At 68.2% G+C, this 21,459-nt stretch carries 18 protein-coding genes and 2 tRNA genes; 7 read left to right on the forward strand and 13 right to left on the reverse strand.

Annotation, left to right across the window (positions count from 1 at the left end):
• Nucleotides 1-44 precede the first annotated feature (44 nt).
• From PBN85_RS09035 to PBN85_RS09065, 7 genes are all read right to left on the reverse strand, one after another.
• The gene (locus PBN85_RS09035; protein ID WP_271298737.1) at nucleotides 45-1,664 is read right to left on the reverse strand and encodes an alpha-D-glucose phosphate-specific phosphoglucomutase; all 1,620 of its coding nucleotides are present in this window, start codon (nucleotides 1,662-1,664) and stop codon (nucleotides 45-47) included.
• Complete coding sequence (gene glgA / locus PBN85_RS09040) at nucleotides 1,661-3,076, reverse strand: glycogen synthase GlgA (protein WP_271298738.1); 1,416 nt, start codon at nucleotides 3,074-3,076, stop codon at nucleotides 1,661-1,663. The genes PBN85_RS09035 and glgA overlap by 4 nt, the downstream gene beginning before the upstream one ends.
• Complete coding sequence (gene glgC, locus PBN85_RS09045; RefSeq protein WP_037536624.1) at nucleotides 3,073-4,335, reverse strand: glucose-1-phosphate adenylyltransferase; 1,263 nt, start codon at nucleotides 4,333-4,335, stop codon at nucleotides 3,073-3,075. Before glgC ends, glgA begins: the two co-directional genes overlap by 4 nt.
• 45 nt (nucleotides 4,336-4,380) lie before the next feature.
• Complete coding sequence (glgB, locus tag PBN85_RS09050) at nucleotides 4,381-6,546, reverse strand: 1,4-alpha-glucan branching protein GlgB (RefSeq protein ID WP_271298739.1); 2,166 nt, start codon at nucleotides 6,544-6,546, stop codon at nucleotides 4,381-4,383.
• Nucleotides 6,543-8,963, reverse strand: a complete 2,421-nt coding sequence (locus PBN85_RS09055) for a glycogen/starch/alpha-glucan phosphorylase (RefSeq protein WP_271300868.1) — start codon at nucleotides 8,961-8,963, stop codon at nucleotides 6,543-6,545. Before PBN85_RS09055 ends, glgB begins: the two co-directional genes overlap by 4 nt.
• 106 nt (nucleotides 8,964-9,069) lie before the next feature.
• On the reverse strand, nucleotides 9,070-10,377 hold the full coding sequence (locus PBN85_RS09060) for an Nramp family divalent metal transporter (protein ID WP_037536619.1): 1,308 nt from the start codon (nucleotides 10,375-10,377) through the stop codon (nucleotides 9,070-9,072).
• A gap of 87 nt (nucleotides 10,378-10,464) precedes the next feature.
• Nucleotides 10,465-11,100: a DNA-3-methyladenine glycosylase family protein gene (locus tag PBN85_RS09065; RefSeq protein ID WP_037536617.1), complete on the reverse strand. Its 636-nt coding sequence runs from the start codon at nucleotides 11,098-11,100 to the stop codon at nucleotides 10,465-10,467.
• A gap of 72 nt (nucleotides 11,101-11,172) precedes the next feature.
• Here PBN85_RS09065 and PBN85_RS09070 point away from each other — a divergent pair, with 72 nt between their 5' ends.
• Nucleotides 11,173-11,490, forward strand: a complete 318-nt coding sequence (locus tag PBN85_RS09070) for a 2Fe-2S iron-sulfur cluster-binding protein (RefSeq protein ID WP_271298740.1) — start codon at nucleotides 11,173-11,175, stop codon at nucleotides 11,488-11,490.
• A 377-nt stretch (nucleotides 11,491-11,867) separates the two neighbouring features.
• Here the strand turns inward: PBN85_RS09070 and rlmB are convergent, their stop codons facing one another.
• Nucleotides 11,868-12,611: a 23S rRNA (guanosine(2251)-2'-O)-methyltransferase RlmB gene (gene rlmB / locus PBN85_RS09075; RefSeq protein ID WP_037536613.1), complete on the reverse strand. Its 744-nt coding sequence runs from the start codon at nucleotides 12,609-12,611 to the stop codon at nucleotides 11,868-11,870.
• Between the two features lie 188 nt (nucleotides 12,612-12,799).
• On the opposite strand from rlmB, the gene PBN85_RS09080 reads away from it, so the two are divergent.
• From PBN85_RS09080 to PBN85_RS09095, 4 genes are all read left to right on the forward strand, one after another.
• Nucleotides 12,800-12,885: transfer RNA gene (locus tag PBN85_RS09080), tRNA-Tyr, on the forward strand.
• A gap of 222 nt (nucleotides 12,886-13,107) precedes the next feature.
• Nucleotides 13,108-13,683 (forward strand): SRPBCC family protein, encoded by a 576-nt coding sequence (locus PBN85_RS09085; protein ID WP_271298741.1) that lies wholly within the window; start codon nucleotides 13,108-13,110, stop codon nucleotides 13,681-13,683.
• Complete coding sequence (locus PBN85_RS09090; protein WP_271298742.1) at nucleotides 13,680-14,861, forward strand: zinc-dependent alcohol dehydrogenase; 1,182 nt, start codon at nucleotides 13,680-13,682, stop codon at nucleotides 14,859-14,861. Before PBN85_RS09085 ends, PBN85_RS09090 begins: the two co-directional genes overlap by 4 nt.
• A gap of 29 nt (nucleotides 14,862-14,890) precedes the next feature.
• Entirely contained in the window at nucleotides 14,891-15,676 is a 786-nt protein-coding gene (locus PBN85_RS09095; RefSeq protein WP_271298743.1) for an SDR family NAD(P)-dependent oxidoreductase, read from the forward strand.
• 345 nt (nucleotides 15,677-16,021) lie between these two features.
• On the opposite strand, the gene PBN85_RS09100 is transcribed toward PBN85_RS09095, so the two are convergent.
• A tRNA-Gly gene (locus PBN85_RS09100) sits at nucleotides 16,022-16,095 on the reverse strand.
• 182 nt (nucleotides 16,096-16,277) lie between these two features.
• Between PBN85_RS09100 and PBN85_RS09105 the strand changes: the two genes are divergently transcribed.
• Nucleotides 16,278-17,537 (forward strand): methyltransferase family protein, encoded by a 1,260-nt coding sequence (locus PBN85_RS09105; RefSeq protein ID WP_271298744.1) that lies wholly within the window; start codon nucleotides 16,278-16,280, stop codon nucleotides 17,535-17,537.
• A gap of 7 nt (nucleotides 17,538-17,544) precedes the next feature.
• Here PBN85_RS09105 and PBN85_RS09110 read toward each other — a convergent pair whose 3' ends face one another.
• From PBN85_RS09110 to purM, 4 genes are read right to left on the reverse strand one after another with little or no spacing between them, the layout of a single operon-like run.
• Nucleotides 17,545-18,135: a hypothetical protein gene (locus tag PBN85_RS09110; protein ID WP_271298745.1), complete on the reverse strand. Its 591-nt coding sequence runs from the start codon at nucleotides 18,133-18,135 to the stop codon at nucleotides 17,545-17,547.
• Entirely contained in the window at nucleotides 18,132-18,401 is a 270-nt protein-coding gene (locus PBN85_RS09115) for a hypothetical protein (protein ID WP_037536604.1), read from the reverse strand. The genes PBN85_RS09110 and PBN85_RS09115 overlap by 4 nt, the downstream gene beginning before the upstream one ends.
• Complete coding sequence (purN, locus tag PBN85_RS09120; protein ID WP_271298746.1) at nucleotides 18,398-18,943, reverse strand: phosphoribosylglycinamide formyltransferase; 546 nt, start codon at nucleotides 18,941-18,943, stop codon at nucleotides 18,398-18,400. The genes PBN85_RS09115 and purN overlap by 4 nt, the downstream gene beginning before the upstream one ends.
• 6 nt (nucleotides 18,944-18,949) lie before the next feature.
• Nucleotides 18,950-20,062, reverse strand: a complete 1,113-nt coding sequence (purM, locus tag PBN85_RS09125) for a phosphoribosylformylglycinamidine cyclo-ligase (RefSeq protein WP_271298747.1) — start codon at nucleotides 20,060-20,062, stop codon at nucleotides 18,950-18,952.
• A gap of 140 nt (nucleotides 20,063-20,202) precedes the next feature.
• On the opposite strand from purM, the gene PBN85_RS09130 reads away from it, so the two are divergent.
• Nucleotides 20,203-21,456 carry a heavy-metal-associated domain-containing protein gene (locus PBN85_RS09130; protein WP_271298748.1) on the forward strand — a complete coding sequence of 418 codons (1,254 nt, stop codon included), beginning with the start codon at nucleotides 20,203-20,205 and terminating at the stop codon, nucleotides 21,454-21,456.
• The last annotated feature ends 3 nt before the right edge of the window (nucleotides 21,457-21,459 follow it).

A 21,459-nucleotide genomic window follows, 5' to 3' on the forward strand; every position in this document is an offset into this window, starting at 1 on the left:
GACGCCCGATTCGCTTGGCGTCGCGCCCAGCACGGGCGCGGCGATCACGTGATGACGTCCGGCTCACTACGCCCGGTGTGGCGGGTGATGCCGGCGATCTCGTCCGCCGCCGCGACGATATCGGCGAGCATCACGCCCGTCTCCTGGTCGAGGTCACCGCCGGCGGGCTCGTAGCGTTCCAGATAGACGCGCAACGTCGCGCCGCTGGTGCCCGTGCCCGACAGGCGGAAGACGACGCGGCTGCCGCCGTCGAATAGGATGCGCACGCCCTGGTTGCGGCTGACCGAGCCGTCGGTCGGATCGTTATAGGCGAAGTCGTCCGCGGTCGCGATGCGCAGCCCGGCGACCGTGCGGCCCGGCAGCCCGGCGAGCGAGCCGCGCAGCTCCGTCATCAGCGCATCGGCGCGGGCGCTGTCGACGCCCTCGTAATCGTGGCGGGCGTAATAGTTGCGGCCATAGGTCGCCCAATGGTCGCGCGCGATCGCATCGACCGATTCGCCGCGCACCGCGAGGATGTTGAGCCAGAGCAGCACCGCCCACAGCCCGTCCTTCTCGCGGACGTGATCCGATCCGGTGCCCGCGCTCTCCTCGCCGCAGATCGTCGCCATGCCCGCGTCGAGCAGATTGCCGAAGAACTTCCACCCCGTCGGCGTTTCGAAAATCGGCACGCCGAGCGTTTCGGCGACGCGATCCGCCGCGGCGCTGGTCGGCATCGAGCGGGCGATGCCCTTGAGGCCGGCCTTATAGCCGGGGGCGAGGTGTGCGTTCGCCGCGAGCATCGCGAGGCTGTCCGAGGGCGTGACGAAGCGGGCGCGGCCGATGATGAGATTGCGGTCGCCGTCGCCGTCCGACGCCGCGCCGAAATCAGGGGCGTCCGCCGCCATCATCGTCTCGTACAGCGCGCGCGCATGGACGAGGTTGGGGTCCGGATGGTGGCCGCCGAAATCCTCGAGCGGCTCGCCGTTGCGCACCGTGCCGGGCGCAAAGCCGAGCCGGCGTTCGAGGATCTCAGTCGCATAGGGGCCGGTGACGGCGCTCATCGCGTCGAACGCCATCGTCAGCCCGGCGGCGCGGATCGCGTCGAAGTCGAACAGCCGCTCCATCAGCGCGGCATAATCGGCGACCGGATCGACCACTTCGACCGTCATCTCGCCGACCGTCACCTCGCCCAGCGTATCGAGATCGACGTCGTCGGCGTCGACGGTCAGCCAGCGGTCGATCGTCCTGGTGCGCTGGTACAGGGCCTCGGTGACCGGCTCGGGCGCCGGTCCGCCGTTGGCGATATTGTATTTGATGCCGAAATCCTCGGTCGGGCCGCCCGGATTGTGGCTCGCCGAGAGCACCAGCCCGCCGAGCGCGCCGCGGATGCGGATCATGTTGCTCGCCGCGGGGGTGGAGAGCAGCCCGCCGCGGCCGACGACGACGCGGCCGAAGCCGTTCGCGGCGGCGATGCGGATCGCCTTCTGGATCACCTCGCGGTTGAGGAAGCGCCCGTCGCCGCCGATCACCAGCGTCGCGCCGTCCTTGCCGTCGATCACGTCGAACACCGACTGGACGAAATTCTCGGCATAATTGGGCTGCTGGAAGACGGTGACCTTCTTGCGCAGTCCCGACGTACCGGGCTTCTGGTCCGAATAGGCTTGGCTCGCGACGGTGCGGATCATGCGGTTCCTGTCAGGCTGTAGTAGAGATCGGCATAGCGTCGCCCGCTTTCCGACCAGGAGAAATCGGCGCGCATCCCATTGCGCTGCAAGGTGCACCATAGGTCGGGGCGCGCATAGGCCGCAATGGCGCGCGCAATCGCATGCGCCAGCGTGTGGTAATTGGTCTCGCCATGCTGGAAGCCGGTCGCGACCCCCGCGGCGAGCGCGGCCTGATTGGCGTCGATCACCGTATCGGCGAGCCCGCCGGTGCGCGCGACGATCGGCACGCAGCCGTAGGCGAGGCCGTAGAGTTGGGTGAGGCCGCACGGCTCGAAGCGCGACGGGATCAGGATCGCGTCGGCGCCGCCCTGCAACAGGTGCGACAGCGGCTCGTCATAGCCGATCCGCACCGCGATCCGCCCCGGATGCCGCGCCGCCGCGGCGAGGAAGGCGGCTTCGAGATGCGCGTCGCCCGAGCCGAGCAGCGCCAGCCGGCCGCCGCCCGCGACCAGTTCGTCGAGGCAGGTGACGAGCACGTCCATGCCCTTCTGCCAGGTCAGCCGGCTGATCACGGTGAACAGCGGCCCGCCGCCCGCCTCCAGCCCGAAGGTCTTCTCGATCGCGCGCTTGTTCGCCTTGCGCCGGCCGAGCGCGCGGGCGGAATAGCGGCTGGGGAGGGCGGCATCGCGATCCGGGTTCCAGATTGCCGGGTCGATGCCGTTGACGATGCCGTGGACGCTGCCGCGCCGGCTTTCGATGAGTCCCTCCAGCCCCATGCCGAAACGCCCCTCGCGGATCTCGGCGGCATAGGTCGGGCTGACCGTGGTGATCGCATCCGCCGCTTCGAGCCCCGCCTTGAGGAAGCCGACGCCGCCATAATATTCGACGCCGTCAATCGCATAGGCCGCGGCGGGCAGGTCGAGCTCGGCGAATACCGCCGCGTCGAAATGGCCCTGGAAGGCGATATTGTGCACCGTCATCACGCTCGCCGGGCGCCGCGCCGCGCCGCTGCCGTAGCGCAGATAGGCGGGGGCCATCGCCGCCTGCCAGTCATGCGCGTGGAGCACGTCGTAATCGCCGGCGATATCCGCCGCCGCACGCGACAGGGCAGCGAAGCGGCGCCAGTCGTCCTCGGCGCCGTACAGCCCGCCGGGCCGCGCGAACAGCGCCGGCGCGTCGAGCACGAGCAGCGGATGGTCGCCGATCCGCGCGCGCAGCAGCCGCGCCTCCGCACCGAGCAGCCGCGGCCAGCGCCGCACCACCTTGGCGCCCTTGATCGCCTTGCCGATCGCCGGATAGCCCGGGATCATCGTCGTCGTGGCGACGCCATGCGGCGCGAGCGCATCGGGCAGCGCGCCGACCACGTCGGCGAGCCCGCCGGTCTTGACCAGCGGAAACGCCTCGGAGGCGACCGAGAGGACCGACAGCGTCACAGCGCGAGGCGGTCGATCATCGGCTGGGTGATGAGGCAGATGCCCTTGTCGGTGCGCCGGAAGCGCTGCGTGTCGAGCGCCGGGTCCTCGCCGACGACGAGCCCGTCCGGGATCACCACGCCGCGATCGATCACCACCCGCTTGAGCCGCGCGTTCCGGCCGATCTCGCAATAGGGCAGCACCACCGCTTCATCGAGCGACGAGAAGCTGTGCGCGCGCACCCCGGTCGACAGCAGGCTGCGGTGGATCGACGAACCCGAGACGATGCAGTTGCCCGACACGAGGCTCGACACCGCCGAGCCGCGCCGCCCCTCCTCGTCATGGACGAACTTGGCGGGCGGGGTGATCTCCGAATAGGTCCACAGGGGCCATTCGTGATCGTAGACGTCGAGCTGCGGGATGATATCGGTGAGGTCGATGTTCGCCTCCCAATAGGCATCGACCGTGCCGACGTCGCGCCAATAGGCGGCAGGCTCCTCGCTGGTGCGCACGCAGCTCTGCGAGAAGCGATGCGCCTGCGCGGTGCCGTGTTCGACCAGATAGGGGATGATGTCCTTGCCGAAGTCGCGCGCCGATCCTTCGGTCGCGGCATCGCGCTTCAGCTGCTCGATCAGGAATTTGGTGCGGAAGACATAGATGCCGAGGCTGGCGAGCGCGATATCGGGCTGGCCGGGGATCGCCGGCGGATCGGCGGGCTTTTCGACGAAGTCGATGATCCGGTCGGTCTCGTCGACATGCATCACGCCGAAGGCGACCGCCTCCATCCGCGGCACCTCCATGCAGGCGACGGTGACGTCGGCGCCACTGTCGCAATGCTGCTGGAGCATGATCTCGTAATCCATCTTGTAGATATGATCACCGGCGAGGATCACCATATATTCGACGTTATACGTCTCGATGATGTCGATGTTCTGGAACACCGCGTCGGCGGTGCCCTCATACCATTGGAACTCCGACACGCGCTGCGAGGCGGGCAGGATGTCGAAGCTTTCGTTGCGCTCCGGCCGCAGGAAGTTCCAGCCGCGCTGGAGATGGCGGATCAGCGAATGCGCCTTGTATTGCGTCGCGACGCCGATCCGCCGGATGCCCGAATTGATCGCGTTCGACAGCGCGAAGTCGATGATCCGGCTCTTGCCGCCGAAGTACACCGCCGGCTTGGCGCGCGTGTCGGTCAGTTCCATCAACCGGCTGCCGCGGCCCCCTGCCAGCACATAAGCCATCGCGTCGCGCGAAAGCGGCTGTCCTCGTCTGTCTACCATGGCACCCTCCTGTTTCATCCTTGTCGGCATCGCGTCGGATGCCGGTCAGCCGTCGAATTGCAGCATCACCGTGGCGAGCGGCGGCAGCGTCACCCAGGCCGCGCCGCCCTGCGCCTCGACCCCGCCGAGATTGCCGAGGCCCGAGCCCCAATAGTCATGCGCGTCGGAATTGATGATCTCGCGCCAGCGCCCGTCGTGCGGCAGCGGGATGCGATAGGGCGCCCGCGCTACCGGCGTCAGATTGGCGATCACCGCGACTGGTCGCTCGCCGGGCGCCTTGCGCAGCCAGGCGAAGACCGAATTGGCGGCATCGTCGCCGATCAGCCATTCGAACCCGTCGGGCTCGCAGTCGCGCGCATGCAGCGCCGGCGTGTCGCGATACAGGCGGTTGAGGTCGCGGACGAGCTTGCGCACGCCGCCATGCGCCGCCGACCGGTCGAGATGCCAGTCGAGCGCGCGATCCTCGCTCCATTCCTGCCGCTGCGCGAATTCCTGTCCCATGAACAGCAGCTTCTTGCCGGGATAGCCCCACATGAAGGCGTAATAGGCGCGCAGGTTGGCGAATTGCTGCCAGTCGTCGCCCGCCATCTTGGTGAGGAGTGATCCCTTGCCGTGCACCACCTCGTCGTGGCTGAGCGGCAGCACGAAATTCTCGTCGAAGGCATAGACGAAGCCGAAGGTGATCTCGCCGTGATGATGGCGGCGGTGAACGGGCTCGCGTGCGAAATACTGGAGCGTGTCGTGCATCCAGCCCATGTTCCACTTGAACCCGAAGCCGAGATTGGTGCGCGGCCCGTCGTCGAACGCCGGTGCGGAAACGCCGGGCCAGCTCGTCGATTCCTCGGCGACGGTGAACACGCCGTCTTCCTTGCCGTAAAGGGCGCGGTTCATGTCGCGCAGGAAGCCGACCGCCTCCCAATTCTCGCGCCCGCCCTCGGCATTGGGGATCCACTCGCCCGCCTCGCGGCTATAGTCGCGGTAGAGCATCGAGGCGACCGCATCGACGCGCAGCCCGTCGACATGATAGCGCTCCGCCCAGAACAAGGCGTTGTTGATCAGGAACGAGCGCACCTCTCGCCGACCAAAATTATAGATCGCGGTCTGCCAGTCGGGGTGGAAGCCGAGCCGCGGGTCCTCATGCTCGTAGAGCGCGGTGCCGTCGAAGCGGGTGAGGCCGTGCGGATCGACCGGAAAATGCGCCGGCACCCAGTCGAGCAGCACGCCGATGCCGGCGCGATGCGCGCCGTCGACGAAGCGCGCGAAGCCGTCGGGATCGCCGAACCGCGCCGACGGGGCGTAGAGGCCGGTGGTCTGATAGCCCCATGACGGATCATAGGGATGTTCGCTGATCGGCATGAACTCGATATGGGTGAACCCCATGTCGACGACATAGGGGATCAGCCGGTCGGCGAGCGCATCCCACGACAGATACCAGCCGTTGGCATCGCGATCCCAGCTGCCGGCATGCACCTCGTAGATGCTCACCGGCACGCGGCGCGGATCGACCGTCGACCAGGTTTGTCGATGCGCGGCGTCGCCCCAGACGTGGCTGGGCGGCGTGGTGGTCAGCGACGCGGTCTTCGGGCGCAGCTCGGCGGCGAAGGCGAAGGGATCGGCTTTGAGCGGCTGGAGCGTGCCGTCGGGGCCGAGGATGGCGAATTTGTAGCTGCGGCCGGCGCCGATGTTGGGCAGGAAGATCTCCCACACGCCGATGTCACCGCGGCGGCGCATCACATGGCGCGTATCGTTCCAGTCGTTGAAGTCGCCGACCACCGAGACGCGTCGCGCGTTGGGCGCCCAGACCGCGAAATGCACCCCCGCCGCGCCCTGATGGGTGATGAGGTGCGCGCCCATCTTGTCGTAGAGGCGGAAATGCGATCCTTCCGCGATCAGATAATCGTCGGTCGGGCCGAGCACCGGGCCGAAGCTGTACGGATCGGTTACCCACCATTCGGCGCCATAGCCCTGCGCGCGATAGGCGATCGGCTGCGGATCGCCGGCGATCGTCCCTTCGAACAGCCCACGATCGTCGATCCGGGTCAGCCGGCCGAGCGACACGCCGGACAGATCGTGCGCCTCGGCCGTTTCGGCGCCGGGGATCAGCGTGCGCGCGAAGGTGCCCGCCGGTCCGGTGAAACTGCCGAGCAGCGAGAACGGATCGTCGTGACGCCCTTCCAGCAGTGCAGCGATGGCGCCACGCGGCGGCGTCACATCACACCCCAGATCTGCCTGGCATATTCGCCGATCGTCCGGTCCGACGAGAACCACCCCATATTGGCGACGTTGAGCACCGCCGACCGGTCCCACGCCGGCCGGTCGCCGAAGCGGGCGTCGACGTTGCGCTGCGCGGCGGCATAGGCATCGAAATCGGCGGCGAGCATGAACCAGTCATGCTCGTAGAGGCCGTCCATCAACCCCTTGTAGCGATTGGGATCGTCGGGCGAGAAGACGCCGGAGGCGATGGCGTTGACCGCCTGCGCCAGCTCGCGCGACCCCTCGATCACCTCGCGCCCGCGATAGCCGTGCGCGCGCTTGTCGGCGACCTCGTCGGCGGTCAGGCCGAAGATGAAGATATGATCGTCGCCGACGTGATCCTTGATCTCGATATTGGCGCCGTCGAGCGTGCCGATCGTCAGCGCGCCGTTGAGCGCGAACTTCATGTTGCCGGTGCCCGAGGCTTCCATCCCGGCGGTCGAGATCTGCTCGGAGAGGTCGGCGGCGGGGATGATCTTCTCGGCGAGGCTGACGTTGTAATTGGGGACGAACGCCACCTTGAGCAGATCGCCGACCATGGGGTCGGCATTGATCCGCTTGGCGACGTCGTTGGCGAGCTTGATGATCAGCTTGGCGTTGTAATAGCTCGACGCCGCCTTGCCGGCGAACAGCTTGACGCGCGGCGTCCAGCGGCGTTCGGGATGGCTGCGGATCTGGTCGTAGAGCGCGACCGCCTCGACGATGTTGAGCAGCTGGCGCTTATATTCGTGGATGCGTTTGATCTGCACGTCGAAGATCGCATCGGGGTCGAGCGACAATCCCATGCTTTCTTTGATATAGGTCGCCAGCGTCACCTTGTTGGAACGCTTAACGGCAGCGAAACGCTCCCGGAAACTCGCATCGTCCGCGAACGGCGCCAGCGCGCTGAGCCGCGCGGCATCATCCTGGAATCCGTCGCCGATCGCCTCGGTCAGCAGCGTCGTCAGGGCCGGATTGCACTGTTGCAGCCAGCGGCGCGGGGTGATGCCGTTGGTCTTGTTGTTGATCCGCGTCGGATAGAGGCGGTGCAGATCGGCGAACACCGTCTGCTTCATCAGTTCGGTATGCAGCGCGGCGACGCCGTTGACGCTGTGGCTGCCGGCAAAGGCGAGATTGGCCATGCGGACGCGCCGTTCGCCGCCCTCGTCGATCAGGCTGATCGCGGCGATCGCATTGCCGTCGATGCCCTCCACCGCCGACGCCTCGCGGAGCAACTTGGCGTTGATCGCATAGACGATCTGCATGTGCCGCGGCAGCAGCCGCTCGAACAGCGGCAGCGGCCAGCTTTCCAGCGCCTCGGGCAGCAGGGTATGGTTGGTATAGGCAAAGGTCGCACGGGTGATGTCCCACGCCTCATCGAAGGTGAGTTCGTGGAAATCGACCAGCAGCCGCATCAGCTCGGCGACCGACACCGCCGGATGCGTGTCGTTGAGCTGGATCGCCGCCTTGTCGGGCAGGGTGCGGATATCGCCGAAATATTGCAGGTGACGGCGGACGATGTCCTGGATCGACGCCGAGGAGAAGAAATATTCCTGGCGCAGCCGCAGCTCCTGCCCGGCCGGCGTGCTGTCATTGGGGTAGAGGACGCGGGTCAGCGTCTCGGCGCGCAACTGGCCGGCGAGCGCGCCTTCGAAATCGCCGGCGTTGAACCGGTCGAGCTTGATCGGATCGAAGGCGCGCGCATTCCACAGCCGCAGCGTGTTGACGCGCTTGCCGCGCCAGCCGACCATCGGCGTGTCGACCGCCACCGCCTCGACCGCCTCGGCGGGCGACCAATGCACCTGACCCGCCGCGGTCTGCGTCACCTCGCCGGCGAAGCCGACGAAATAGGCGCTCTCGCGCCGCTCGAACTCCCACGGATTGCCATGCGCGAGCCAGTTCTCGGGGAGCTCGACCTGCCAGCCGTCGTCGAGCCGCTGGCGGAACATGCCGTTCACATAGCGGATGCCATAGCCGTAGGCGGGCAGGTCGAGGCTGGCGAGGCTCTCCATGAAACAGGCGGCGAGCCGGCCGAGGCCGCCGTTGCCGAGCGCGGCATCGGGCTCGATCTCCTCGATCGCGGCGAGATCGACGCCGAGGCTGGCGAGCGCCTCGCCGACCTCGTCATTATGGCGCAGGTTGGAGAGCGCGTCGCGCAGCAGCCGCCCGATCAGGAATTCCAGGCTGAGGTAATAGACCCGCTTGGCCCCCGCGGCATGCGCCGCCTTGGTCGATTCCATCCAGCGTTCGATGATCTCGTTGCGCAGCGTGAAGATCGTCGCGGCGAGCCAGTCGTGCGGCCGTGCCGCCTGCGCGTCCTTGCCGATGCGATGCACCAGCGTGTCGACGATCGCCGAGGCGAGCGCGGGCGGCGCGGGGCGGGGGGCAGACGCGATCGGGGCGGCGGCTTGGCTGTCTGTCACGGCATGTCCGAAGCAAGAGGAGACGAAGAAAGGCTGCCGCGTCGCGCCTGTCGAGCGCGAAAACGGCCATTTTCGAAGCTTATAGCATGCTGATCAATAAGGTCAGGTTGAGCACGACGATGATCGCCGCGATCAGCCAGGCGAGTCCGCGCAGCCACAGCGGGCTGACGAAACGGCCCATCACCCGCGTTTGGCCGGTGAACAGCACCAGCGGCACGACGGCAAAGGGCAGCTGGAGGCTGAGCACCACCTGGCTCAGCACCAGCAGCCGCGTCGCGCCGCCTTCGCCGCTCGCGCCGACGACGATCACCGCCGGGATGATCGCCAGCAACCGCGTCACCAGTCGGCGCAGCCAGCTCGGCAGCCGGAGATGGAGGAACCCCTCCATCACGATCTGCCCGGCGAGCGTGCCGGTGATCGTCGAATTCTGTCCCGAGGCGAGCAGCGCGACGCCGAAGACGATGCTCGCCGCGCCGACGCCCATCATCGGCGCGAGCAGGCGATAGGCTTCGTCGATCTCGGCGATCTCGGTGCGGCCGGCGGTATGGAAGACCGCGGCGGCGACGATCAGGATCGCGGCGTTGATGAAGAAGGCGAGGCCGAGCGCGATCGTGCTGTCGATCGTCGCCATCTTCGCCGCATCCGCCTTGCCCGCGTCGCTGCGCTCGAATGCACGCGTCTGCACGAGCGAGGAATGGAGGTAGAGGTTGTGCGGCATCACCGTCGCGCCGAGGATGCCGATCGCGAGGTACAGTTTCGCCGGATCGGTGATGATCCCGGGTGACGGCACCAGCCCGGCGAGCATGCCGCCGACGTCGGGTCTGGCGTGGAACAGCTCGAAGGCGAAGCAGCCGGCGATGATCAGCAGCAAGGCGACGATGAACGCTTCCAGCTTGCGGAAGCCGAAGCGTTGCAGCGCGAGGATCAGGAAGACGTCGGCGGCGGTGACGATCACGCCCCACACCAAGGGAATGCCGAACAGCAGTTGCAGCGCGATCGCGGTGCCGAGCACCTCGGCCAGGTCGCAGGCGATGATCGCGATCTCGGCGAGCAGCCAGAGCAGCAGCGCCACCGGCTTGCTGTAATAGGCCCGGCACGCCTGCGCGAGATCCAGCCCCGCGGCGATGCCGAGCCGCGCCGACAGCGCCTGCAAGACGATCGCCATCAGGTTGGAGAGCAGGATAACCGACAGCAGCGTATAACCGAACGCCGAGCCGCCGGCGATGTCGGTCGCCCAATTGCCCGGGTCCATATAGCCGACCGCGACGAGGAAGCCCGGCCCCATGAACGCCCCGAGCCGCCGCCAGCCCGCACCACCGCTCGGCACCGCGACGCTGCGATGGCTGCCGGACAGCGACACGGCGGGGGCAGAGGCGGGTGGCGTCATGGCGCCGGTGTGTGGCGGAAGCCGCGGGCGGCGGCAAGCGGCCTGTCGCGCTCCCGGTTCAATCCATCTTATCAAACACCTGTCCGATCAGACCGGCGACGCGTCGACATCCGGTCCGGCGCCGTAATGATGCCAGGTGAAGATGGCGAGCGCGCCGCGATGCGGCCGCCACGCCTCGGCGAGGTCGCGCGTCAGTTTCTCCGACGGGCGCGCTTCGTGGCCGAGCAGCCGGCCGACCTCGATCTGCACCGCCAGGTCGCCCGCCGGCCAGATATCCGGCCGCCCCTCGGCGAACAGCAGGTAGATCTCCGCCGACCAGCGCCCGATCCCCTTGACGCGGACGAGCTGCGCGATCGCCGCCTCATCATCCTCGGGCAAATGGGCGAGGTCGAGCCGGCCGCTCGTCACCTCCTCGGCGAGGCTGCGGACATAGCTCGCCTTCTGCCGCGACAGGCCGGCGGCGCGCAGCGTCTCGTCGCTCGCGGCGAGAATGGTGTGCGGATCGCCCGGATCACCGACCAGAGATTCGAGCTTGCGATAGACCGCGGCGGCAGAGGCGACGCTGACCTGTTGCCCCAGGATCGTCCGCAACAGCGTCGCATAGCCGCGCTCGCGTACCCGCGGCGGCGGGTAACCGACCCGGGCAAGGCCGCTGGCGAAGGCCGGCTCGACTGCGGCAAGTGCATCCATCGCCGTGCGAATCTGTTCGGCGGTCAGGCCCATGCGGATACCCACGCGGCTTGATCCCGGCGCACCGGCACGGCATGGCCGCGACTGCCATCATCGGAGACTGTCATGCCCAAGCTTATCGTCATTACGCGCGAGGGGGAAGAACGTGAGATCATGGGCGAAACCGGCCTGTCGGTGATGGAGGTGATCCGCGACGCCGGCATTGACGAGCTGCTCGCGCTATGCGGCGGCTGCTGCAGCTGCGCCACCTGCCACGTCCACGTCGACCCCGCCTTCACCGACAAGCTGCCCGCGATGGGCCCCGACGAGGACGATCTGCTCGATTCGAGCGACGAGCGCGACGCCACCTCGCGCCTGTCGTGCCAAATCCAGATGACGCCCGCGCTCGACGGCCTCAAGGTCACCATCGCCGCAGAGGATTGAGCGGACGGCGCTTCCCGGCGTCGCTCAGCGGGGGAAAAGTTCGCCCCGTAGATCGACCACGCCGGCGCAGGCCGGGGTTCAGGTGGGAGCGCATCGTAAGTGACCGCTAGTGTTACCCGACTGGACCCCGGCCTGCGCCGGGGTGGTTTGGCTTGCTGGATTGAATTGCGGAGAAGCGAATGGCCATTCGCCAATCAGCGTCTGCTTTGCTGAGGCATCAACCAATTTCAACAGTGATCCCGCGCAGGCGGGAGCCCAGTGTTTCTTTGAGAAATCACGGGTTGCTCTGCTTGGCCACTGGATTCCCGCCTGCGCGGGAATACTGGCTCGCATAAGTCCGGAGAGGTCGTCCACACTCTCCTAAGCATGGACGCCTGCTACCGCGCCGCCACCGCATAGAGCGCAATCGCCGCCGCATTCGACACGTTGAGGCTCTCCACCTTGCCGCTGATCGGCAGCTTGGCGAGCTCGTCGCAATGCGCCTCGGTATTCTGGCGCATGCCTTCGCCCTCGGCGCCGAGCACGATGCAGATCCGCTGCGACCCCATCGCCTGCCCCAAAGTCTGGTCGGCATGGCCGGTGAGCCCGATCCGCCAGAAGCCCGCCTCGGCGATCTCCTCGAGCGCGCGGGCGAGGTTGACGACGCGCACCCACGGCACCGTCTCGAGCGCGCCCGACGCCGAGCGGGCGACCGTACCGCTTTCGGGCGGGGCGTGGCGGTCCTGCGTGACGATGCCGAGCGCGTCGAACGCCGCGGCCGAGCGCAGGATCGCGCCGACATTGTGCGGATCGGTGACCTGGTCGAGCACCACCAGCGGACGCTGGTCGTCCTTGCCGTCGATCAGCAGGTCCTGCAGCCAGATGTCGTCGAGCGGCTCGACCTCGGCGACCAGGCCCTGATGCGGCGCGTCGGACGGCACCAGCCGGCCGAGATCGGCGACATCGGCATAGACCACCGGCAGCGACGCCGGAATGTCGAGCGAGCCGAGCGCCTCGCGCGTCCCCCACAATTTGCGTACCACCCGGTTGGGATTGGCGAGTGCCGCGGTGACCGGATGCCGGCCCCAGAATTTGGGGCGGTTGGCGGTGCCCGTCGACGGGCGATGGCCGCGCCGCGCCATCAGCGCAGCGCTCCGGTGGGGCGGAGAAGGGCAGGGGCGGTCGGCTTGAACATGATGCCGCTGCTGCTAGGCGGGCCGGGCGCTTCGCGCAAGCGCGTGACGGTTCGGTGAAAAACCGCCGCAACCGCGTTGACAGCCGCGCTGCGCTTCGCCAATAGGCCGCCTCGCTTCAGCGAAGCGGCCCATCTGGACAGGTGGCCGAGTGGTTAAAGGCAGCAGACTGTAAATCTGCCCGTGCAAGCGTACGCTGGTTCGAATCCAGCCCTGTCCACCACCTCCCCGCTCCGGCGGGGAGGTCCCGCACCAGCCGCTCCTGCCGCGCTGACGGTCCCAGCCGATCCCGTCGAGATACGTCGTTGACTCCCGTCGCTGGCGGCGCTGGCGCCCCCCCCCCCATGGGCGGCAATCGTCTTTATCTAATTGAATCTGGACGCGTAACGACAGGAACGTAGACGGATTCCGAGCGGTTGGGGCGGTCTTGCGAAGGGAGACCAGCATGACCGACCGACGCGATGATGCGCCGCCCACCACTAAGAAGCACGGCGATGCCGCCGACGCCGCCACCGCCTCGCTGATCGAGGGCAAGGGCAGTTCCGTCGTCGGCCGATCGGTGACGATCAACCGCCCGGCGAACGAGCTGTTCGCCTATTTCCGTGATTTCACCAATCTGCCGCACTTCATGGAAAATATCGTCTCGATCACCGTCGCCGATCCCAAGGTGTCGCATTGGGTGGTCAAGGCGCCGGCCGGCGCGACGATGGAATGGGATGCGCGCATCACCCAGGAAGAGCCCGACCGGCTGATCGCCTGGACCTCGCAGCCCGGCGCCGACATCGCCAATTCGGGCCGCATCGAGTTCCGGGATGCCGGCGCGCGCGGCACCGTGGTGACCGCGACGATCGCCTACGACCCGCCCGGCGGCACGATCGGCAAGCTGATCGCCAAGATGTTCCAGCGCGAGCCGGCCATCCAGGCGCGCCGCGACCTGCGCCGCTTCAAGCAGCTGATGGAGACCGGAGAGGTCGCCACCCCGGCGATGAACCCCAAGCAATATGAGGAGATGGGGCTGTGAAAGCACTCGCCTGGCACGGTAAGCACGACGTCCGCATCGACACCGTCGACGATCCCGAGATCGTCAACCCGCGCGATTGCATCATCAAGGTGACGTCGACCGCGATCTGCGGCTCCGACCTTCATCTCTACGACGGCTATATCCCGACGATGCAGGCCGGAGACATCCTCGGCCACGAATTCATGGGCGAGGTGGTCGAGGTCGGGCCGAAGTCGACGCTCAAGAAGGGCCAGCGCGTCGTCGTGCCCTTCACCATCGCCTGCGGCAGTTGCTACCATTGCAACAAGCATCAATATTCCGCCTGCCCGAACGGCCTGCCGGCGGACAATCAGGATATCGCGCAGGAGCTGTACGGGCACGAGATGTCGGGCCTGTTCGGTTATAGCCATATGACCGGCGGCTATGCCGGCGGCCAGGCGGAATATGTCCGCGTGCCGTTCAGCGACGTCGGCCCGATCGTCATCCCCGACGGCGTCGACGACGACAAGGTGCTGTTCCTCTCCGACATCCTGCCGACCGGCTGGCAGGCGGCGGAATATGCGCAGATCGAGCCGGGCGATACCGTCGCGGTCTGGGGTTGCGGCCCGGTCGGGCTGTTCGCCGTCCAGTCGGCGTTCCTGATGGGCGCCGAACGCGTCATCGCGATCGATCATTTCCCGCACCGGCTCGAACTCGCCAAGCGGTTCGGGGCCGAGACGATCAACTTCGAGGAGAGCGCCACCTATGAGGCGCTGATGGAGATGACCGGCGGCATCGGTCCCGATGCGGTGATCGACGCGGTCGGGCTCGAGGCGCACGGCATGTTCGTCGACAACATCATCGATCAGATCAAGGCGTCGACCTTCCTCGGCACCGATCGCCCGCATTCGATCCGTCAGGCGATCATCGCCTGCCGCAAGGGCGGCCGGGTCTCGATGCCGGCGGTCTATGGCGGCTTCGTCGACAAATTCCCGCTCGGCGCGTTCATGGAAAAGGGGCTGACGCTCAAGACCGGGCAGACCCACGTCCAGCATTACATGCCGGCGCTGCTCAATGCGATCATGGAGGACAAGATCGATACCGAGTTCCTCATCTCGCATCGCATGCCGCTGACCGATGCGCCCAAGGGCTATGACCTGTTCAAGAACCACCAGAATGAGACGACCAAGATCGTGCTCAAGCCCGGCATGGCGGATTGAGCGTCACCCCAATAGCGAAGGACACGCAGATGGCTGAACGTTTCGCGATCATCACCGGCGCCTCGACCGGCATCGGCTTCGAACTGGCGTCGCTCGCGGCGCGCAACGGTTATGACATCCTCGTCGTCGCCGACGAGCCGCTGATCGAGGCGGCGGCGGCCGACTTCCGCCAATATGGCCATGGCGTCGACGCGCTGGAGGCCGATCTGTCGTCGCCGGAGGGGGTCGACAAGTTGCTCGCCGCGACCAACGGGCGGACGATTGACCTGCTGTGCGCCAATGCCGGCCGCGGCCTCGGCCACGCCTTTCTCGACCAGGCGGTCGACGACTGGCGCGCCGTGGTGGAGACCAACATCACCGGCACCGCCTATCTGCTCCAGAAGGTGCTCAAGGACATGGTCGCGCGCAACGACGGCAAGGTGCTCGTCACCGGGTCGATCGCGGGCTATATTCCGGGCGCGTTCCAGGCGGTGTACAACGGCACCAAGGCGTTCATCGACAGTTTCGTCGCGGCCTTGCAGAATGAGATCAAGGATGCCGACGGCGTCACCATCACCAACCTGATGCCGGGACCGACCGACACTGAATTCTTCGCGCGCGGCGACATGCTCGACACCGACGTCGGCACCGATCCCCACAAGGACGATCCCGCCAAGGTCGCCGCCGACGGCTGGGACGCGCTGATGGACGGCAAGGCGGCGGTGGTGTCCGGCTGGAAGAACAAGCTGCAATCGGCGGTGGCGAACGTCATCCCCAATGCCGTGCTCGCGGAACAGCATCGCAAGATGGCGGAACCGGGTACCGCGGACGATTGAGGCACCGGGGTGCCGCGCGATGGGCGTGGCACCCTTTTGGGGCCAGTTGGGGGAATACTTCCGCTCACCTCACTCGTACTCGCGCGACAGTGGGAGCCAAGTGTCTCTTCGAAGCTGCCAGTCGGCGTTCTGCTTGGTCGGCATATTGCCGCCTCCGCCAGATGTCTGCGAAAGTCCTGGCGTCGCCCAGGATGCGCCATCACCCCGGACGTGTTCCCGGGGGCCACCGTGCCGCGAAACCACCGCCTTACGCTCTTGCGGAGCAGTGGATGCCGGACCCGCGCCGGCTCACGGGAATCGCCGCATGCCCCACCGACAGGGCACAACGCACGACCAAAGGGGGAATGGAGCGGGTAACGGGAATCGAACCCGTGTATTCAGCTTGGAAGGCTGCTGCACTACCATTGTGCTATACCCGCAAACCCGCGCTGAACCGCGGTTTTCCGACCCCCGATCCGGTCGTTCCTACGTTGCGGACGCTGGCGTTCCGACAGGGGGTGCCGCGCATCTACCGAACCGCAGAGGATCGCGCAAGCATCCCGATAGGCGCGGCTCGGTGTGGTTCATGGCTTGCTTACCCTTGCTCGGCTAGGGGAAGGCGATGCAAGCCGCCCCACCGACCGATGCCTCGCGCCCAGCCTCCGCGGTCGGCCATGGCGTCGGCATCGCCGGGCTGGTCGGCCTCGCCCTGTGGCTGACGATCGCGCTCGCGACCGGCATGGACGGTCCCTATGCCGCGCTGGTCGCGCTCATCGCCTGCGCGCTGCCGATGGTCGGCTGGTCGCTCGCGATCGACAAGGTCCACCGGCGTCACAGTACCGGAATCGACTGGCATCACCCGCGTCCCGCCGCCGAGACGCGCGACGTCAGCCTCACCAAGCTCGCCGGGCTCTACGTCACCTGGGGGGCAATCGCGCTGCTCTACGGCATCGGCCGCTTCTACTGGGACCGCAATTATGGTTTCGCGATGTGGTGCTTCGGCCATGCGATGCCGGTCGTCGCGCTCCTCGCCGTCCCCTATCTGCTGTGGCTCGACCGCTATCTGGTCGATCCGCGCGATGGCGCCTGGCACGTCGGCGCCTGGCTGACCGGCCAGCCCGGGGTCGAGCGGCAGGCGATCTACGGCCATATGCGCAGCTGGGCGGTCAAGGCCTTCTTCCTCGCCTTCATGCTCGCGGTGATCCCCGGCAATTGGGCGGGCTTCGTTCATACCGACTGGCGGCGCCTCGGCGATCCGGTGGCGCTGACGCAATGGCTGATCGCGCTGATGTTCGTCGTCGACGTCGCCTTCGCCACCGTCGGCTATGTGCTGACGCTGCGCCCGCTCGACGCGCATATCCGCAGCGCCAATCCCTATGCCGCGGCGTGGACGGCGGCGCTGATCTGCTATCCGCCGTTCCAGCTGATGGAGGAGGGCGGGCCGCTCGACTATCATCCCGGCACGCAGGACTGGTCGGCGTGGTTCGCGGGCCATCCGCTGCTGCTCGCCGCCTGGGGCGCGATCCTCGTCGCGCTGACCGCGCTCTATGCTTGGGCGACGGTGGCCTTCGGACTACGCTTCTCCAACCTGACGCATCGCGGCATCCTGACGCACGGCCCCTATGCCTGGTCGCGCCACCCCGCCTATCTCGCCAAGAACCTGTTCTGGTGGCTGTCGACGCTGCCGCTGCTGACCACCGGCAGCCTGATCGACGCGGTGCGCGCGACCGCGCTGATGGGCATCGTCAGCGGCATCTATTACTGGCGCGCGCGGACCGAGGAGCGGCATCTCGGCCGCGACCCCGTCTATCGCGCCTACAGCCGGTGGATGACGCGGCACGGCGCGGTGCCGCGCTTCCTGCGCTGGCTGGTCGCCGCCTGAGCCGGGGTCAGCCCGCCGGCCGGTCCTTAGCCCAAAGCGCGTCGACGCGCTTCTGATTGCCGCCGGTCTCGTGCAGCCGCAGGTCGAGCAATTCAACCTTGCGACTACGCCAGCTACGACCGTGCGTCTGCCAGACGATGTCGTAGATCGCCTGCCGCGTCGTCGGCTGGTCGTCGGTAAAATAGGTGTAGCGGATCAGCACCGGCAGCCGCCCGGTTTCATTGTCGGCACCGCCGTCAGTCGCCTGGCGCAGCGCGGAGTCGAACCAGTCGGCATCGATCGTCTGCGTCACCGAATCCTGCGGCGCGACGCCAAGCGCGGTCGGGAAGGTGACGCGGATGTCACCGAGCGGATGCGCTTCCTCGCGGACCAGCAGGATCTTGCGCTTCTTGGCGTCGACCGTGCCGCGCAGCAGGAAGCGGGTCTTGTCGCGCGTCGCGCTCGCCTGTTCGATCGCCTTGTCGGCGGCGGCCTCGCGCCGTTCCTGCCAGTTGGTGTAGAGCGTCAGCGCGGCGATCACGACGCCCGCCACCGCCACCAGCTCGGCGAGCGTGATCCAGCGGCGGCGGGTCTGCGCCTGATCGCGCGATTCGCTCATCGTCCGCCCGCCTCCAGCAGCCCGCGCGGTGCGGCGAGCTCCCAGCTGTGCGCGATCCGGTCCTCGATCAGCGCCCAGTCGGCATCGTCGGCGAGCGACATCGTCGACCAGCCGCCGTCGTCGCCGCGCACCTCGACGCCGTCGCCGCGCAGCCGCGCGAAGGGCGTGTCGGCGACGGTGAAGGTCGGCGCACCGTCCTCGTCGCGCTCCGCCGCCTCGGGCAACAGCAGGGCGAGGTCGCGGACGCGGGTGAGGGCTGACGTCATCGGCTGACGAACTCCTTGAGGACTTGCGGATACAGGCGGTGTTCGGCGACCAGCACCCGCGCGGCGAGCGTGTCGGGCGTGTCGCCGGGGAGGATCGGCACCTCGGCCTGGCCGAGCAGCGGGCCGGCGTCGAGCTCCTCGGTGACGAGGTGGACCGAACAGCCGGCGACCGCGTCGCCATGGGCGATCGCGCGCGCATGCGTGTCGAGCCCCCTGTACAGGGGCAGCAGCGACGGATGGACGTTGACGATCCGGTCGCGCCAGCGCGCGACGAAATCGGCGGAGACCAGCCGCATATAGCCGGCGAGCGCGATCACCTCGCACCCCGCCGCGCGCAACGCGGCGTCGAGCTCCGCCTCATAGGCGGCCTTGCCGATCCCCTTGGGCGACAACGCGAAGGTGGCGATGCCGCGCGCCCGCGCCCAGTCCAGCCCCGGCGCATCGGGCTTGTCGGAGGCGACCAGCGCGACGGGGATCCCCGCCTCGACCAGCGCCATCATGTTCGAGCCCCGGCCCGAGATCAGGATGCCGACCGCCTTCATCGACGGTCAGCCATGATCGTGCGTCGCGGTCCAGTCGTGGCGCGCGCTCCACGTCTCGGTCGAGCCGCGCACCGTGCAGCCGCGCTTGCCCGCCTCGACGCGGCCGATCCGGTGGACCGTCTCGCCCGCCGCGCCGAGCGCCGCGGCGACCCGGTCGGCGTCGTCGGCGGCGACGACCACCGCCATGCCGATGCCGCAGTTGAAGGTGCGCGCCATCTCCTCGGGCTCGATCGCGCCCTGCGCCTGGAGGAAAGCCATCAGCCGCGACTGCTCCCAGGCGTCGGCGTCGACCACCGCATGCGTGCCCTCGGGCAGGACGCGCGGGATATTCTCGAGCAGTCCGCCGCCGGTGATATGGGCGAGGCCCTTGATCGCCCCCTCGCGCAGCAGCGGCAGCAGGCTCGCGACATAGATGCGTGTCGGCGCCATCAGCAGGTCGATGAGCAGCCGGTCGGCGTCGAACAGCGCCGGCCGGTCGAGCTTCCAGCCGCGATCCGCGGCGAGCCGGCGGACCAGCGAGAAACCGTTGGAATGGACGCCCGACGAGGCGAGGCCGAGGATGACGTCGCCCGCCGCGATCGTCTGGCCGGTGAGCACGCGGTCGCGCTCGACCGCGCCGACGCAGAAGCCGGCGAGGTCATAGTCGCCCGGCGCGTACATGCCCGGCATCTCCGCCGTTTCGCCGCCGATCAGCGCGCAGCCCGCCTGCCGGCAGCCCTCCGCGATCGACGCGACGACGCGTTCGGCGATGCCGGTGTCGAGCTTGGCGGTGGCGTAATAGTCGAGGAAGAACAGCGGCTCGGCGCCCTGGACGATCAGGTCGTTGGCGCACATCGCGACGAGGTCGACGCCGACGCCCTCATGCCGGTCCCATTCGATCGCGAGCTTGAGCTTGGTGCCGACGCCGTCATTGGCGGCGACGAGCAGCGGATCGGAGAAGCCCGCCGCCTTGAGGTCGAACAAGCCGCCGAAGCCGCCGAGCTCGGCATCCGCACCCGGCCGCCGCGTCGCCTTGGCGAGCGGCCCGATCGCGCGGACCAGCGCGTTGCCCGCGGCGATCGATACGCCGGCATCGGCATAGGTGTAGGACTGGTCGGACGGAGAGGGCGGCTGGCTCATCCGGCCAGCCTGCTAAGATTTTCGCCCCGCGCTGGCAACAAGGATCGGTAGCGGCGACCGGTGCGCCGGGCGCGGGCGGCGGGGGCAGGGCGCATATCGCGCTTGGCATCGCCCGCCCGCTTCGCCAAAAGGCCTGCACCATGCGCATGCCATCCCTGTTTCCCTCGCTCGCCGGGGCGACGCTGCTGCTCGCCGCGGGCGCCTATGCGCAGATCGAAGGCGGCCGCGGCGTCACCCCGGTCGACAGTTCGGGCGATTTCGAGGTCGGCGGCGTCAGCGTCGACGTCGCCGCCAAGACCGCGGAGGGCGCACGGCTCGGCGGCTGGCGGCTCGCCCAGCGCAAGGCGTGGGTGCAGCTGTCGAAGCGGCTCGGCGGCGACGGCGCTTTGGTCTCCGACGGCACGCTCGACCAGCTCGTCTCGGGCATCGTCGTCGAGAATGAGCAGATCGGCCCGACGCGTTACGTCGCGCGGCTCGGCGTGCTGTTCAACCGCGGCCGTGCGGCGGGGCTGCTCGGCATCAGCGCCTATGCCGACCGCTCGCGACCGATGCTGCTCGTGCCGCTGCAGGTGTCGGGCGGGGTCGAGACGGTGTTCGAGCAGCGCAACGACTGGCAGGAGGCCTGGGCGCGCTTCCGCACCGGCAACAGCGCAATCGATTATGTCCGCCCCTCGGGGACCGGCGCCGATTCGCTGCTGCTCAACGCCGGCCAGATCGCGCGGCCCGGACGCGGCTGGTGGCGGCAGGTGATCGACCAATATGGCGCGAGCGACATCCTCATCCCGGTCGTCCGCCTCTATCGCAGCTATCCGGGCGGGCCGATCATCGGCGTGTTCCAGGCGCGCCACGGTCCCGACAATCAGTTGATCGGCAGCTTCACGCTGCGCGTCGGCAGCGCGGCGGGCCTGCCGCGGCTGCTCGACGCCGGGGTGGCACGAATGGACGGCCTGTTCCAGCAGGCGTTGCGCGGCGGTGCGCTCGGGCTCGACCCGACGCTGTCGCCGCCGCCCGCGCCCGAGCCGGTGGTCGATCCGAACGACAGCGACGACGCGGCGGGCGGCGAGACGCTTGCCGAGATCGTCGGCGACACCGGCGCCGCGGATGCGGGCATTCCGCTCACCATCCAGTTCGACACGCCGGGCGCGAGTGCGGTCGCCAATACCGAAGGGCTGGTGCGCGGCATCGCCGGGGTGCGCTCGGCGAGTACCACCAGCCTCGCGCTCGGCGGCCTGTCGCTGATGCGCGTCGTCTATGACGGCGATCCCGAGGCGCTGCGCCGCGCGCTCGAGGTCCGCGGCTTCCAGGTGACCGGATCGGGGCAGACGCTGCGCATCCGCCGCGCGCCGCAGCTGCTGCCGTCGAACCTGCCCGCCGATCCCAACCCGGCCGGCTGACCC

The sequence above is a fragment of the Sphingomonas sp. CV7422 genome (assembly GCF_027945725.1).
GTDB lineage: Bacteria > Pseudomonadota > Alphaproteobacteria > Sphingomonadales > Sphingomonadaceae > Sphingomonas > Sphingomonas kyungheensis.